Origin of the sequence: Bacillus sp. SORGH_AS_0510 (genome assembly GCF_030818775.1) — a bacterium.
Taxonomy (GTDB): Bacteria; Bacillota; Bacilli; order Bacillales; family Cytobacillaceae; genus Neobacillus.
In genome coordinates, this window is record NZ_JAUTAU010000001.1 from 1,039,493 (window position 1) to 1,055,789 (window position 16,297).

The following is a 16,297-nucleotide window of genomic DNA, read 5'->3' on the forward strand; positions in this document are numbered from 1 at the left end:
GACATTGAATTTGCTTCATCGAATCAACACCGCACGAAGGAAATGCGATAGCATTTTCGAGGATCTTCGTGCCTTCCACTCCAATCAACAGGATGCCAAATTTACACTAAAGCTTTAACATACCCTAATTATAAAAGGAAAGGCTGTTCTCATCCTTCGATTGGTCTAACAAAATAAGAGAAGCATGTGACAATGTTGTCACATGCCGATGATGTTGTTGAAGTCGTTTCTTTTTGGAAAACGTAAGGTAAAGGTGGTTCCTTTTCCTAGTGTGGACTGGACCTCCATCGTGATCAGCAGGGGTTTTGCCGCTTTTTTAGCGAGATAAAGTCCCATGCCTGTCGCTTTGTTATCATGATGATTGATTGTAGAGGTAAAGCCTTTTTCAAATATGCGCGGTAGATCTTTTGGGTCAATCCCGCGGCCAAAGTCCTGAATTTCGAGAATGGTCTGTCCCATTTTTTCGCAACTCGTGATGACAATATCGGAAGCCTCGCTGTATTTCACCGCATTCGTTAACAGCTGTCTTATGATAAAAGCAAGCCATTTACTGTCACTTAGAACAGAAGGGACCTGTAAATCAACGTCAAAGCCAATCCCTTTTTGCATACACCAGGATTGTAACCCGCGAATCTCTGTAAAAATAATCGATTTTAAGTCGGTTTGCTCGATATACAAATCGTTTTCCATAAAAGGAATGCGTCTTTGGTGCAACTGTTGGTCTAACAGATGATGAATACGCAGCCACTCATAGGTTAGTTTTGTTTTTACTGGTTCGTCATTCATGTGTTCCAGCATTAAATACATCGCAGTTAACGGAGTCTTCACTTCATGAATCCAGGCAAGGAGATCATCTTTTTCATCTTCTAAAGTCACCAAGTTGTGTGAGGCCTCCCGCTTCAAACGCCTGGTTTGGTTCGTTAGAGTTTGTTGCATTATTTTTTCAAAAGGGCTGTCAGCCGAAGTCGATAAATCTAAGTCATTCTCCCATTCCACCAAACTTTTAAAAAACTTCGTCTCTCTATGGTAACGAAGGATCAAGAATAGGATAAAGATGATCCCCGATAAAAACACCATATAAAGGATAGGTGTAAACGGAATGGCAGAATCAATCGAAGCAATAAATAGGAAAAGCCCTTGGATACCAATAAAAAGGGCAATCCAGCTGCGACGTTCTATAAAGAATTGCTTTATCATAAAAACCTTTCCTCTTCAATCGCTATGTATCCTTGGCCGACCTTTGTTTCGATATACTGTCCTAGGCCCAGCTCATCTAGTTTTTTACGCAAGCGATTAACGTTAACGGTTAACGTGTTGTCGCTCACAAACCGCTCGTCGTCCCATAGGCTTTTAATTAAATCTTCCCGTGTGACTATTTTGTTTTTATGCTCAATTAAGAGCTTCAAGATAAAAATCTCATTCTTGGTCAGTTCAACGGTTCCGGCATCATGGCTGACGGTATTGCGCGGATAATCGATAGTGGCCCCGCACCATGTTTTCAGCTCCGTTTGTTCTGAATTGTAATTATAGACACGACGAAGAATCGCCTGTATTTTCGCAATCAGGACCTCAAAATGAAATGGTTTTTGAATAAAATCATCCGCCCCCAGCTGCATCGACATCACCATATCGGTGGGATGGTCGCGCGAGGATAGAAACAGAATGGGCACGTTGGAATGGGAACGAATCATTCGGCACCAATGAAACCCATCGAATTTCGGCAATTGGATATCGATAATGACTAAGTCCGGTTTCTGTTCGGTAAATTCCTGAAGAACTTTGCTGAAATCCGATATCCCCACCACATCGTAAGACCAGTCGATTAACCGTTCCTTTATTTCATGAAATAGCGTTGTATCATCTTCTATTAGTAAAAGTTTAAACATTTCACTCACCACACTTCAGTTACTCATAGTACGATTGTATAGCAAAATTTTCCTGTATGCTAGAGGAATCACTTAAACCGATATTTTGGAAAAATTAGTGTATAATAGGTTGAATATCGCAAAAACGGGAGACGAGAGTATTGGAAAAACAGAATAGCAGGTACAGATGGGTTGTGTTTGCCACAGTGTTATTTGCGTATGGTCTTATTGTGAGCCAGCGAACAGCCCCGGGATTGATTTCCGATCAACTAATGAAGGATTTCAGCCTAACCGCATCTACCATCGGATTATTAACAAGTATACAATTTTTTGCCTATGCGGGGCTGCAGATTCCGATTGGAATCCTGTCTGACCGTTTTGGGCCGAACTTTTTCCTCGTAATCGGGGCACTTCTAAATGGAATCGGAACACTCATTTACAGTGTGGCGCCGAATGAATATGCCCTTTTATTTGCTCGCTTTTTAGCGGGGATTGGGGATGCAACTATTTGGGTCAATTTGGTGTTGATTTTAAGTCAATGGTTTAAGGTGAACGAATTTGTCCGTTTGCTTGGGTTTGCGGGAATGACAGGCAGTTTGGGATTCCTATTGGCAACTGTACCCTACTCCGCCTGGATCGCTGAAGCAGGCTGGCGAACACCGTTTTTCACAACGGGTGTTGTGTTAGTTTTAGCAGGGCTTCTTTTGTATTATGTATTAGTTAGAAAACCAAAGCAGTTATTTAAGAATGAAGATAAAAAAGTTGTCAAACCAAAGAAGGAACGGGAAAAAACACTAGTTTTACTGCGTCGAATCTTTTCGGACCGACAGGCATGGGCTACTTTCCTTTGTCACTTTGGCGTGGTGGGTACGTATGTCGGATTTATCGGCTCGTGGGCCGTACCATATGGAATGCATGTGTATGGCATGTCGCGTTCTGGTTCTAGTCAGCTGATTATGATTGGATTGGTCGGAGCTCTTTTGGGTGCACCTCTGACTAGCTGGATCTCAAGCCGAGTCGATTCGATTAAACGTCCGTATATTGTAGTGCATTTACTTGTCTTGATCAGTTGGATTTCGTTTTTAGTATTGAACGGGAAGCCTTCCTATCCGATGCTAGTTCTAATCTTTTTCGTCATCGGCTACGGAAATGGAGCAAGTGCGCTGACGTTTGCTGTCGTACGGAAATCATTTGATATCAAGGTTGTTGGTGTCGTGTCAGGAGTAGCCAATACCGGTGGTTTTCTAAGCGCCGTCCTATTACCAGGGATTTTCGGGAAGGTACTCGACCATTTCCACTCTTCGCCGGTGAACGTCGGCTATCACTATGGATTTATCATTCCGGTTATCTTTTCGCTGATTGGTTTGATTGGCGGAGTGATGATCAAGGAACAGCGTCGGGAAGCCAAACAGCGGCGGCAAGCCGTCGTATAGGGCGCGGAGCGGAATGCGAAGCAGTGTGATTCTATTATTAGAATTACACTGCTTTTTTGTATTCAAGAAAAAGAAAATGAGGGTATTAGTAGAAATGATTATATTTACTTTTATCTGTATAGAAAGAGGAGCAAAAAATAGAAGATGCCAGGATGTAGATCTACTTTTTTGAGCAAGTGGCAGAAAAAATAGAAGATGCCAGGTTCTAGATCTACTTTTAAGAGCAAGAAGCACAAAAAGTAGAAGTAGCCAGTGTCTAGATCTACTTTTAAGAGCAAGAACCAGCAAAAAGTAGAAGTAGCCAGTGTCTAGATCTACTTTTAAGAGCAAGAACCAGTAAAAAGTAGAAGTAGCCAGTGTCTAGATCTACTTTTAAGAGCAAGAACCAGTAAAAAGTAGAAGTAGCCAGTGTCTAGATCTACTTTTAAGAGCAAGAACCAGTAAAAAGTAGAAGTAGCCAGTGTCTAGATCTACTTTTAAGAGCAAGAACCAGTAAAAAGTAGAAGTAGCCAGTGTCTAGATCTACTTTTAAGAGCAAGAACCAGTAAAAAGTAGAAGTAGCCAGTGTCTAGATCTACTTTTTGAGCAAGAAGCAGCAAAAAGTAGAAGTAGCCAGGTTCTAGATCTACTTTAATGAGCAAGAACCAGTAAAAAGTAGAAGTAGCCAGTGTCTAGATCTACTTTTATAAGCAAGAAGCAGCAAAAAGTAGAAGTAGTCCGGTTCAAGATCTATTTTTTTCGGCAAGAAGAAGCAAAAAATAGACGTATCTAGTTGCATACGTACATAGGTAGATATAAAAGAAGCCGAATCCCACACACATGGGTCCGGCCGCATCTTTAGTAAGGTTTAATTATAGAAAAAACCAATGACTATTTTTATCCATCCGAGAAAAGCAATCCACAGTGGGACACTTAACGTTGTCCCCCACAACAACCCCGCGAAAAAATTCCCCTTTTCTTCCATGAAATCCACTCCTACCTGAAAGTTGACAAACGAATCATTGCTTTCATCAGTATGGTCATAATGTTGGGTTTTTAACTATTCGGTTCAGTTTTTTACTGTAGTGCAATATGTAGCTTACCCTAATGGATATATTCCCTTCAAAAATAGCACATAAACATCAAAAATAGATGAAAATCCTGACAGTAAGCGGATCACTTTTTTTCGACAGAGCTATTTCAACTACTCCCAAGAATAGGATCTGTTTTTAAAGAATTTCCAATAATAAGGGCATTTTGATTCATCTGGTTTTAGGTGAAAAGATGTGTTTCTTGCGAATCGTGCCGAAAACGGTCAAAAACTATTTTTTTACCTCGAATGTTCTCCATGAAAGTACGATTCGTTGAAAGGGGGTGAAATCTTGCACATCCGCCATTTTCTTATTACGGGATTGATGGTCGGAGCAGCGATGTTTTTACCAGGTCAGGCATTTGCTGAACAAAACGACTCAAATGGTCAGCAACACTCATCAAAAGGGTTCGTTCAAAGTCAATCTTCAGTTAAATCTGATCATGCAGAAAAAGCAAATATTCCGGTAAAAGCAGAGAGCGCAAAATCCCAAGAAAAATCGATTGTGGTCCCAAACAATGCACAATCCAATCAGGGGAAATCGAAACAGCAGGCATACAATAGTATTCCTCAACAGGCTGCTGTACACAAACCAACCGATTTGCCGAGTCAGGCAAAAGTAAAAGTGGAACTTCCGACAAAAAAACCGGAGGTCAGCACATATACTCGCGGGAATGGAAAAGGCACAGCACAACAGGAAAAGAAACAAGTAGTACTCGAGGAACAAACAGCTTCTGAAAAGGTTGTTAAAAAGCCTGATGTTAATTCCTTACATAAAGAGGGAGCGGTTAAAACTCATATAAAGAGAGTGAACACGTTAGATTCTCAACAAAAGAGTTCGTATGTATCGCTATCCAAAAAGGAAAGCAGTTTTGAAACCCCTGTGAAGGAACCGCAAAAGCAGGGACCTATCCCAGAAAGTAAGGAAGAAATTCCAACAATCAGCCAATCATTAAGTGCCAGCCAACGAACGAATAGTTCAGGCGGGACTTCCAATGATCGAGGCAATCTGGGAGTAGGTTCGTTGGGAATGATGGATAAATGGTTTGACTGGAATGATCTTTATGACGTCCAGCTTGTTCATCCTTTCCATTCACGGATTGCATGGATGATTCATCAATGGGAAAATGCTCCACCTTCACCACCACCGCAGAAAGCTCCTTTATTAGAAACGGTTACCCGCAGCTAAAAGCCAACGGAACACATAATAAAAGGAGCGAAATAAAAAATGAAACATTACCTAAATTACAATAAAGTCTTTAAATCTCTTGTATTAGCTGGAGCAGTATCTTTTGGAGTTTTTGCTGGAGGACATTTTACTGAAGCAGCAGGGCATGGAAATGGTAATGCTGGGCAAAGTGTTCACGTGAACAATGGAAATAGTATCAAGATGAACGGAAATGGCCATGCGGCAGTTAGGGTACAGCCGAAATTAGAAGTAAAGGCTTCTGTTAAGGCTCAGGTAGGCAAGGCTAGCAAGTCACAAGCAAGTATCCACGCAAGTGAAACAGCGAAGATGCATGCTGCACCAAATTCAGCTGTGCACGGTAAAGTTGAACAGCCTAAAGTAGAGGCAACTGAAGAGACTCCAGTTCAACAACCTGCTACAGAAGAAGCTACTCCGGTACAAACAGAAGTATCAACTGAGCCAGCTGTAACGACTGAACCAGTTGAAACAACGGAAGCTAAAATGACTGAACCAGCGCAAGTTGAAAAAGACGATGTTGCGGTGAAGGATGAAGAAAAAGAAGAAGCAGTTAAAGAAGATGAAAAAGATGCCGATCTTGATGCAGATAAAGCAGTAAAGACGGAAGAAAAAGAAGATGAAGATGAGAAATCTAAGTCTGAGAGAATGCTAAAAGAAACGCATGTTATTGTTAAGTCAAATGACGAAGAAAATGCACAGGCTGTTTTAGAAGATGAAGATGATGCTGAAAAAGTAAATCCATCTGCAGCTAACAAAGCAAAGTCTAAAGCAAGTGCACATGCAAGTGAAACAGCAAAATTACATGCAGCACCAAACTCTGCAGTATTAGCTGGTTCAGAAAAAGCAACTGATGTTGTAACTGAACAGCCTGCTGAAGAAACTACAGACGTAGTAGCAGACGATGCAACTGAAGAAGCAACAGAAGTAGTAGCAGATGATGCAACTGAAGAAGCAACAAACGTTGTAACTGACGATGCGACTGAAGAAGCAACAGAAGTAGTAGCAGACGATGCAACTGAAGAAGCAACAGACGTAGTAACTGACGATGCGACTGAAGAAGCAACAGACGTAGTAACTGACGATGCAACTGAACAAGAAAAAGCTGAAGAAACTACTGAAAAAGTAAACGCATCTGCAGCTAACAAAGCAAAGTCTCAAGCAAGTGCACATGCAAGTGAAACAGCAAAATTACATGCAGCACCAAACTCTGCAGTATTAGCTGGTTCAGAAGAAGAGTCAACTGATGTTGTAACTGAACAGCCGGCTGAAGAAACTACTGACGTTGTAGCAGATGAAACAACTGAAGTGCAAACTGACCAACCCGCTGAAGAAGCAACAGCTGTGGAAACAGAAGGTACAACAGAAGATACTGCAACAGTAGAAGCTGAAGGTACACCTGAAGAAACAGCAACAGTTGAAGCAGACGATACAACAGTAGAAGCAACGGACGTAGTAACTGACGATGCAACTGAACAAGAAAAAGCTGAAGAAACTACTGAAAAAGTAAACCCATCTGCAGCTAACAAAGCAAAGTCTCAAGCAAGTGTACATGCAAGTGAAACAGCAAAACTACATGCAGCACCAAACTCTGCAGTATTAGCTGGTTCAGAAGAAGAGTCAACAGATGTTGTAACTGAACAGCCGGCTGAAGAAACTACTGACGTTGTAGCAGATGAAACAACTGAAGTGCAAACTGACCAACCCGCTGAAGAAGCAACAGCTGTGGAAACAGAAGGTACAACAGAAGATACTGCAACAGTAGAAGCAGACAAAACATCAGAAGATGCTGCAACAGTTGAAGCAGACAATGCAACAGAAGAAACAGCAACAGTTGAAGCAGACAAAACAACTGAAGAAGCAACAAAAGTAGTTAGTCCATCTGAAACTATTAAAGATGCAAAACTAGAAGCTACAGTCAATTCTTTTGTTTTATTTGTGAAAAAGTTGATGCAAATGCTAATGTTGAAATGGTAAAAATTCAACATTGTAGCTGACAACGAAGCAACCGTTCAAGCCGCTACAAAAGAATTAGCTAGCTAGAAGAAAAACCGAGGGAATTTTTCCTCGGTTTTTTTGTATTTCCATACACATTACGCTTTCAAACCAGAAGGAAAATATATTTCTATTGTCGAAATAAATAGAGGTGAAGATTAATATAATTGGGGGCAGCGAGATGGCAGGTAGAAAAGTCGAATCAAAGGATTTATATGAATTGAAATCTGTGGTAAATCCACAATTTTCTCCGGATGGACAATCGTTCGTATATGTGCAAACAACCATCGATCAAGAAACGGATGAATATGAGTCACATATTTTTTACCAAACAGTTGAGCCAGATGGCCAACCCATTCAATGGACATATGGAAAAGGGAAAAATCATTCACCGCGTTGGTCCCCAGATGGAAGTGAGCTTGCGTTTGTCTCCAACCGAAGCGGGAAGAATCAAATCCATATACTAAGTGCAAACGGGGGAGAGGCGCGCCAACTAACTTTTCTTCCAAGTGGGGCGAGCAATCCTGTATGGTCGCCAGATGGATGTCAAATCGCTTTTACTACTTCCATGAAACCAGAGCAAACCATTTTTGATAAAAATGAAGAGAAAAAGCAAGAGAAACCAGTACCGCTAGAAGTGACGAAAATGCGCTATAAATCAGATGCCAGCGGCTTTTGGCAGGGAACCTTCCAACAAGTTGTATTAGCCAATGTAAAAACTGGAGAATTAGCGCAACTCACCGAATGCGAGCATGATGTGTCACTCTACAGCTGGTCACCTGACGGGAAGTATCTTGCGGTTGGAGCAGATTTATCAGAGGATTCAGATGCATCGTTTATTTATGATGTGTTTCTATTAGATGTCGCCACAAAAGAATTAACAAAAGTAACTGATTCCACCGGCTATTTTGGCAGTGCTGCTTGGTCACCAGATGGGAAGTATCTTGGAATGTTAGGGCATGAAAGGGAATTTGAGAATGCCACGCATACAAAAATCTGGATGTATACTTTCCAAAGTAGAGAACTGAAGTGTGTCACTACGAACTGGGATGTACCAGTGGGTGACTATATGGTGGGAGACTTCCATCAAGGGGCTTCCTCTCCAGGATTGCAGTGGAAAAGTGATAGCAAAGGGTTCTATTTCGTCGGGGCCGAAAAAGGGAATATCAATCTCTATTTCAGCGATATAAATGGTGACATTCAACCTATTCTCAAGGGTGAGCACCATGTTTATGGGTATGCGATTCACTCGGAATCGCAGAAAGCATTAGCTGCGATTAGTCAGCCAACAGATATCGGGGACCTTTACTTGTTCAGCCTTTCAGGGGAAGCCGCCCTTGAAAAGCGCACACAGGTGAACGGTTCATTTTTAACAGAAACGACCTTGTCCCAGCCTGAGGCCATTGAATTTGAAGGAGCAAATGGTTGGAAGGTACATGGCTGGCTGATGAAGCCGGTTGGTTTTGAAAAAGGAAAGAAATACCCGCTATTACTTGAAATTCATGGTGGACCTCATATGATGTACGGGAATACCTATATGAATGAGTTTCAGATATTAGCTGCAAAAGGCTATGCGGTACTATATGTGAATCCAAGAGGTGGGCACGGATATGGGCAAGCATTCGTCGATGCCGTTCGGGGTGATTATGGCGGCAACGACTATCAGGATCTCATGAGTGCTGTGGATTATGTGTTGGAAACCTATGATTTTATTGATGAGAAACGTCTCGGTGTTACCGGCGGAAGCTACGGCGGTTTTATGACGAATTGGATTGTTGGCCATACGAATCGATTTAAAGCTGCGGTAACTCAGCGATCCATCTCGAACTGGATTAGTTTTTATGGAGTCAGCGATATCGGCTATTATTTCACGGAGTGGCAAATCGACGGTGATTTCCGCGATATTCAAAAGCTGTGGAAGCATTCTCCGCTTGCTTATGTTGAAAAAGTAGAAACCCCACTGTTAATTTTGCATAGTGAAAAGGATTTCCGCTGCCCAATTGAGCAGGCTGAACAGCTATTTATCGCCTTAAAAAGATTAGGCAAGAAAACGAAATTCGTTCGTTTTCCAGAAGAAAACCACGAGCTTTCAAGAAGCGGCAAGCCAAGCCTCAGAAAAAGCAGGTTGGATTATATCCTAGGATGGTTTGAGGAAAATCTCTAATATTGAACACAAAAAAGCCGTAATCCATGAGATTACGGCTCTTATTTTATAAGAAAAGACTTAAGGTGCGAGAATTGTACAAAAGGAAGTTAAAATCATTATTCTTATCAACATATCTAGCATGAACAACCACTCCTTCAGGAATCGATTGATTACATGACTAATTATATAGCCCGTATATTGAGTTTGTATATGTAAATTGTAAATTAATTGTTAATTTGCGAATGGAAAATATTTGAAAGTCTTTTGTCGTTATGGAAAAAATTCCTTGAAAGTGAACAATCTGTCATTTACGATTAAATAGGAATATTGTCCCGCACAGGGATGAATGAAGGGGGAAACAGGTTGTTAGAAGTACAAAACCTAGCAAAATATTATGGCGAAAAAGCCGCCGTAGAATCATTATCGTTCACGGTTTCTAAAGGCGAAGTGTTCGGCCTCCTTGGACGAAATGGGGCAGGGAAGACAACAACAATCAAAATGATGCTTGGTCTTGTCGCTCCCAATCACGGCCATGTGTTATGGAATAGCAAAAAAGGCTTGAAACATACTTCATTCGGCTATTTACCAGAAGAGAGAGGATTATATCCCAAAACCAAAGTGATTGATCAATTGTCCTATTTTGGGAGATTAGAGGGAATGAATCGTACCGAGATTAAAAATAGCATTGATTACTGGGTGGACCGTTTCGATATTGGGATGTACAAAAACAAGCTCGCGGGCGAATTGTCGAAGGGGAACCAGCAAAAGGTGCAGCTGGCTGCGACGCTTTTACATAACCCAGAACTCATCATATTAGACGAACCGTTCAGTGGACTGGACCCTGTTAACTCCAATCTTTTAACAGAAGTGATTTTAGAAGAAAAAGAGAAGGGCAAGGTTATCATCATGTCCAGCCACCAGATGGATCAGGTGGAGAAGTTTTGTAAAAATGTAGTACTCTTAAAGGATGGCAGAGTGCTCTTAGGTGGAGAACTGGAAGCAGTGAAAGCATCCTATGGGGTTATGTACTTGTCCCTTTACGGGGATGTAGAAAAATTGAAAGGATTCTGCATGCAGCATCAGTATACCTTTGAACAGGAACTGAAACGTGTCATTGTTTCGTTAACAAGAGATCAGGATCCACTTACCGTGTTGTCGCAATTAAAACATGAGGGGATCCCTGTGAATGAAGTCACGTTCCTTCAGCCGACCCTTCATCAGATTTTCATAGATAAGGTGGGGTCATAGTATGAAAGCATTATGGATTTCTTACTTCTTTCACTTAAAGGAGCAAGTTCGTTCGAAGGGGTTTCGGATTACATCGCTCGTAATTTCTGTTGTGATCCTTGGATTTTTAGCCTATAACCATTTCTCCACAAATAAGGATGAAGTGCGTGTCTCCGTGGTCAATTTATCTTCTTATAAGATTGATGAAGCATTTTTGAAAAAAAATATTGATGAATTGACTCTTTTTACAAAGGAAGAAAAAGATATCAAGAAAGAGAAGAAACGAATCCAAGATCAGGACCTGGATCATTTAGTGGTTATTAAAGAGAAGGACTCTCTTCCAGTGGTCCAGTATTACTACCATCGTTCGCCAGATCCAGGTGTCATTTATCCATTTTCCACTCAGTTGCAACAGCAGTATATGGCAAAAGTATCAGCGGAACATTCCTTATCCAATGATGTGATAAACCAGTTGTTTCAAAGTGTCCCTGTTGACGAGACCATGCTGGCTAAGAATAATGGAAGCCTCGGTATTGTGTATGTCTTCATTTTCTTAATGTACACGTTCATTCTCATGTTTGGCCAAGGTATAGCTATGAGTATCACGGGGGAAAAATCAACCCGCGTGATGGAGGTTATGATTACAAAAGTGAAGCCGATTTATATGCTGTTCGCGAAGGTTCTTTCTCATCTGACAGCAGGGCTAATTCAAGTAACCATCTTCTTTTTATCAGGTTATCTTGGCTATTTATTAGGCTGGATTAAGTCCGACCAACTGAGCGTTGTGGGCTTTACCTTCGACCTATCGCAAATAGATGCCCAATTAGTTGCGCTATTTGTTTTCTTCTTTGCTTGTGGATATCTTGTGTATTCTCTATGTTTTGCGGCACTCGGTTCACTTATTTCACGGACGGAGGATTTAGGCAGTGTGATGGGACCGGTTATGGTCCTTGTGATGGGAGCCTTGTTCATTGGGATAAAAACCATGATGGACCCAACAGGTGGATTGGTTACCTTTGGAACGTATTTCCCGTTCTTCTCACCAATTGTAGCCTTCTCAAAATACGTAATGGGAGAACTGACAGCTGGTCAAATCGTACTAAGTGGAAGCATTTTAGTAGCTTCGATCCTCTTCATTGCCTATCTTGCCTCAAGAATTTATGTGAAAGGCGTTATGGTCTATGGAGAGAAGTTTAAATGGTCTAATTTGAAAGTGATGTTTGCAAAAGAAGCATCGAATAAAACCATTAATAGTTAATTTCAAGGGGCGTAATTCTACTCAGAATTACAGTCCCTTTTTTAAAAAGGGGCGCTAGTAAATGAAAAAGACAGCCGTTCTATTATATCCACAATTTAGCGAGTATGAACTCAGTGTCGCGTTATCGATATTGATGCAGGGAGAGAAACCTGTGATCATTATCGGACTAAATCATGAGCCTATTAGAGGGGAAGCGGGACTAACCGTTGTACCTGACATGACCATTGAAGAGGTAAATCTCGGAGATATCGATAGCCTATTGTTAACAGGTTGTATGGATATTTTTGCCTTAAAAGACGAAACAAATCTGTTTGAGTTTTTAAGTCTGCTAGAAAAGAATGTATCTGTGATTGCAAGTATTTCAAGTTCTCCGTTCCTTTTGGCAAAAGCAGGTATATTAAAGGGAAAAAAGTATACCGTTGGAATGACCGCAGAGGACCGGAACCTATCGGGGGTTTTTGAAAGGGAACATTACTCAGATGAGCTGGTAGTGCAAGATGGGAAGCTGATTACAGCCAGGGGAAGAGGATTTATCAAGTTTGGCAGGATAGTAGGGGAGGCATTGAACCTATCATTCGATGAGAACTGGTACCGGGAATAGAAAAAGAGCTTGGGGGCTTCCAAGCTCTTTTTCTTATCTGTTATTTCATTACCTTCCAAAACTCTCCCGCCACTGTTTGATAGCCGGTTAGGCTTAGGTGGATGTCATTTGGATTTGGAATGAATTCTGTGTAGTTACCAGCAATCACGGTGTCAGTTGGTACAAATTTATCACCGTGCAATCCAGCGAGAGTAGCAATTTGATTATTAAAGTTTGCTAGAATTGGTAGTAACATGGTTTGCTGCTCTTGTGGATAGTATGGGAATGGGTTGTAATAGCCCATTACATATACCTTAGCATTTGGATTTAACTGATCGATTGTGCTTAGAATCGTATTGATATTTTCACTCACCGTTGCAATGGCCTGCGGTACTTGTGCTGGATTGGTCTTTAGCACAGGAATGAGGTCATTTGCGCCAATATCAATTGTAACATGCGTTGCTTCTGAGATTTCATTACGGACAGCCTCACTAGTTAGGATGTCATTTACTACATCTACAGAGGTATATCCAGAAACACCAAAGTTATCGAAATCTAGTAATTGATAGGTTTTTCCAAATCTTTCAGCGATATAGTCTGGGTAACCTAGACCATCTTCTCTGTATGGAGTCTGACCTGCTGCTAAGGAATCGCCCAATGCAACATATTGGACCTGAACCCAGGCGCCATCTTTACCAAGGATATACCCATTAACTGTCGTATTAGCTGCCATCACACCACTTGATTGTAAGAAATACCACTTTGTCCCTAGGTGTAGCCATCCAGTTTTCATTGCCCCGCTATCTAGCAGGTAATACCAGCTGCTTCCGTCTTTTACCCACCCAGTTTCCATCACACCGGAGTTAGTAAAGAAGTACCAAGTGCCTGAGATCTTTGCCCAACCGGTTTTCATCGCTCCACTGGATTGTAAATAATACCATAGGTTGCCTTCTTTATGCCAGCCTGTGCTCATTGTCCCGTTTGTATTAAAAAAGTACCAAGAGCCGCCGACTTTCACCCAGTCGGTCATCATTTGACCACTGCCATTTAGATAGTACCAAGCCCCATCAAAAAACCAGCCAGTTTTCATGACACCCTTACTATCAAGGTAATACCAATGACCGCTGTTTGCTAGCCATCCTTTGTAGATCTTCCCAGATGAATAGTAGTACCATTGTCCATTTACGGATTTCCAGCCTGTATATGTACCGGTGGTTGTTTTGCTGCTTGTACTTTTACCTGATATAAAGCTGCTGTATTCTCCACTTGACACTTCGCATGGAAGGCCGTCGTTGTCTCCGTCAAGGCGATGCGGATCGTAGCTGGCGCTGTATCCATTTTTATACCAAAATTCCATGACGGCTTGTTTGCTGGAAAAATCTTTGCAGTCCATGTCAGTGAAGGCGAAAGCCTTGGGCTGGTCCACCCAGAAGAGCACCGCTGCTAACATGGTCAAAGAAAATAGCCATTTTTTCATATATGTATCCTCCTGTTTTTTTTACTGGAAATAAAGTTCCTATAAAAATATAACACTATTTTTATAGTAGTAAAATTGAAATAGATCGCTGGAGAGTAAATTTATTTCGACAAACGTAATATTGCGGCGTTTGAGAAGGGGTCTACGTGCCCGAAGAGGGTGGAAAAAGAAGCAATGGGTAACGTAGAAGGGGTCTACGTGCCCGAAGAAGGTGGAAAAAGAAGCAAGCGGTAACGTAGAAGAAGTCTACGTGCCCGAAAAGGGTAGAAAAAGAAGCAACGGGTAACGTAAAAGGAGTCTACGTTACCGAAGAGGAAGCGAGTAACATAAAAAGGTCGCGTAGATAGCTTCTACGCGACCAATTGGATTACAAACAACTGCGATTTGTCTCTTACAACAACGATCTCATCGCTTTTTACTTCCCGATAAACTCCTGTGTCCAATAATTTCCGTTCGCTACATACCCGACCCCGATAGAAGTAAAGTTCGGGCTTAAGATATTTTTACGGTGGCCATCACTGTTCATCCAAGCTGTCACTACTTCTTCTGGCGTTCTCTGACCCATCGCAATATTCTCACCCGCATAACGGTAAGTAATGCCATATTTCTTCATCATGTCAAACGGTGAGCCGTAGGTTGGGCTTGTATGGCTAAAGTAATGATTGGTAGACATGTCTTGTGATTTATCGCGAGCCATTTTGCTTAGCGTTAAATCTACTTTTAGCGCAGGTAACCCATTCTTCGCACGTTCTTGATTCGTTAAATCAACCACCTTCTGCTCGTACGCACTTAAGCTATAAGTAGATTCCGATGTAGTAGTAGACTGTGCAGGCTCTTGCTGTACCGGTGTGGTTGAGGCTTGAGTTGTCTGCTCAGTAGTTGTTGGTGCAGGAGCTGGTGTAGGTGCCGGTGCCGGAGTTGGCGCAGGTTGCTTCACCGTGTTTTGAGAAACGGTCATACCAAGACTTGCTAAATATTTTTCAATGATGCTATTAATCTCATCCATATTTGATGCTTTATAGACATACACCTTTTCTTGTGATGTAGGTGTAAACGTTGCAGCATGTGCTTTATTTAATATAGGGTTTGCCATTACTACAGCCGCCGCCGCAGCTACAGTTAACATTGCTTTTTTCTTTAACATGAAACCATCCTCCTTAAGATGAAAACTGCTGTGACTTAACAGCAACAGCATATCATACGATTTTTGTCATATTTAAGGTAGGATTTTACAGCTAGATTTTCTTTAGGGATTCCTGTTGTATAAAAAATGCCCCATTCATAGGTTTAAGCACTATTTTTCTATATAAAAATAGCACTCTTTCATTCTACTAGTTATTATAAAAAATGCCATTTATTGTGTGAGGGTAGGGGGTTGACAACTTTCAAATCAGAAATGTTACTTTACATTTATTTCAGAAAAAAGTCGAAGGTTAAGCGGAGTTTACTATCCTTTCTTATCGAGTCGGGGTTTGCATAATAAGTTCAACTACTATTTGAACATGGTGGGACATATTCTTTTTAAAAAAGGGAGAAACTAAAGGAGAGTATCCACCATGCGGAGAAGATCTGCTTCCACCAAAAAATTGCTAAGCGGCATTCTGGTACTTGCCGGAATTTTTTTAGTTTTTTATTACTACGGTCAGCCTTTTCTTCGTCTAGTGATGATGTAAAGTCAGTGGTCGAAGAATTTTATAGCTATGAACAAGAAGGGGATTTTGCCAACTCCTGGGCGTTGTTTCATTCCTCGATGAAGAAAAAATTCAGCAAGGGTAACTATATTCAAGACCGGGCCCATGTATTTATGAATCATTTTGGAGTAGAGACTTTTTCCTATACGATGGGCGAACTAGAGGAGTTAAAGGATTGGAAAATGTCTAAAACAGGCCCTTCCCTGAAAAATGTGTATAAAGTCCCAATTACTCAAACCTACAAAGGGAAATACGGGAATTTTGACTTGAAACAAGAGGTATTTGTGGTCGAGGAAAAAGGGAAATGGACGATCCTTTGGGATTATAACCAATAGGCGCCTCACATGTGGAA

Annotated in this window: 12 protein-coding genes; 8 read left to right on the top strand and 4 right to left on the bottom strand. The window is 41.3% G+C overall.

The window, feature by feature from the left end; all coding sequences use genetic code 11:
- Positions 1–198: 198 nt before the first annotated feature.
- Both QE429_RS05495 and QE429_RS05500 read right to left on the bottom strand, forming a co-directional pair.
- On the bottom strand, positions 199–1,197 hold the full coding sequence (locus tag QE429_RS05495; RefSeq protein WP_307284930.1) for a sensor histidine kinase: 999 nt from the start codon (positions 1,195–1,197) through the stop codon (positions 199–201).
- Positions 1,194–1,886, bottom strand: a complete 693-nt coding sequence (locus QE429_RS05500) for a response regulator transcription factor (RefSeq protein WP_307284934.1) — start codon at positions 1,884–1,886, stop codon at positions 1,194–1,196. Before QE429_RS05500 ends, QE429_RS05495 begins: the two co-directional genes overlap by 4 nt.
- Before the next feature lie 140 nt (positions 1,887–2,026).
- Here QE429_RS05500 and QE429_RS05505 point away from each other — a divergent pair, with 140 nt between their 5' ends.
- From QE429_RS05505 to QE429_RS05535, 7 genes are all read left to right on the top strand, one after another.
- Positions 2,027–3,298: an MFS transporter gene (locus tag QE429_RS05505; RefSeq protein WP_307284936.1), complete on the top strand. Its 1,272-nt coding sequence runs from the start codon at positions 2,027–2,029 to the stop codon at positions 3,296–3,298.
- 1,361 nt (positions 3,299–4,659) lie between these two features.
- Positions 4,660–5,556 (top strand): hypothetical protein, encoded by an 897-nt coding sequence (locus QE429_RS05510; protein WP_307284939.1) that lies wholly within the window; start codon positions 4,660–4,662, stop codon positions 5,554–5,556.
- A gap of 39 nt (positions 5,557–5,595) precedes the next feature.
- On the top strand, positions 5,596–7,548 hold the full coding sequence (locus QE429_RS05515) for a midas domain-containing protein (RefSeq protein WP_307284941.1): 1,953 nt from the start codon (positions 5,596–5,598) through the stop codon (positions 7,546–7,548).
- 199 nt (positions 7,549–7,747) lie between these two features.
- The gene (locus tag QE429_RS05520; protein WP_307284944.1) at positions 7,748–9,730 is read left to right on the top strand and encodes a S9 family peptidase; all 1,983 of its coding nucleotides are present in this window, start codon (positions 7,748–7,750) and stop codon (positions 9,728–9,730) included.
- 345 nt (positions 9,731–10,075) lie between these two features.
- Entirely contained in the window at positions 10,076–10,960 is an 885-nt protein-coding gene (locus QE429_RS05525; protein ID WP_307284947.1) for an ABC transporter ATP-binding protein, read from the top strand.
- A gap of 1 nt (position 10,961) precedes the next feature.
- The gene (locus QE429_RS05530; protein ID WP_307284949.1) at positions 10,962–12,197 is read left to right on the top strand and encodes an ABC transporter permease; all 1,236 of its coding nucleotides are present in this window, start codon (positions 10,962–10,964) and stop codon (positions 12,195–12,197) included.
- A 61-nt stretch (positions 12,198–12,258) separates the two neighbouring features.
- Positions 12,259–12,798: a DJ-1/PfpI family protein gene (locus QE429_RS05535; protein WP_307284952.1), complete on the top strand. Its 540-nt coding sequence runs from the start codon at positions 12,259–12,261 to the stop codon at positions 12,796–12,798.
- 40 nt (positions 12,799–12,838) lie between these two features.
- Here the strand turns inward: QE429_RS05535 and QE429_RS05540 are convergent, their stop codons facing one another.
- On the bottom strand, positions 12,839–14,254 hold the full coding sequence (locus QE429_RS05540) for a GDSL-type esterase/lipase family protein (RefSeq protein ID WP_307284954.1): 1,416 nt from the start codon (positions 14,252–14,254) through the stop codon (positions 12,839–12,841).
- A 415-nt stretch (positions 14,255–14,669) separates the two neighbouring features.
- Positions 14,670–15,398: a CAP domain-containing protein gene (locus tag QE429_RS05545; RefSeq protein WP_307284956.1), complete on the bottom strand. Its 729-nt coding sequence runs from the start codon at positions 15,396–15,398 to the stop codon at positions 14,670–14,672.
- A 534-nt stretch (positions 15,399–15,932) separates the two neighbouring features.
- Between QE429_RS05545 and QE429_RS05550 the strand changes: the two genes are divergently transcribed.
- Positions 15,933–16,280 (top strand): hypothetical protein, encoded by a 348-nt coding sequence (locus QE429_RS05550; protein ID WP_307284958.1) that lies wholly within the window; start codon positions 15,933–15,935, stop codon positions 16,278–16,280.
- The last annotated feature ends 17 nt before the right edge of the window (positions 16,281–16,297 follow it).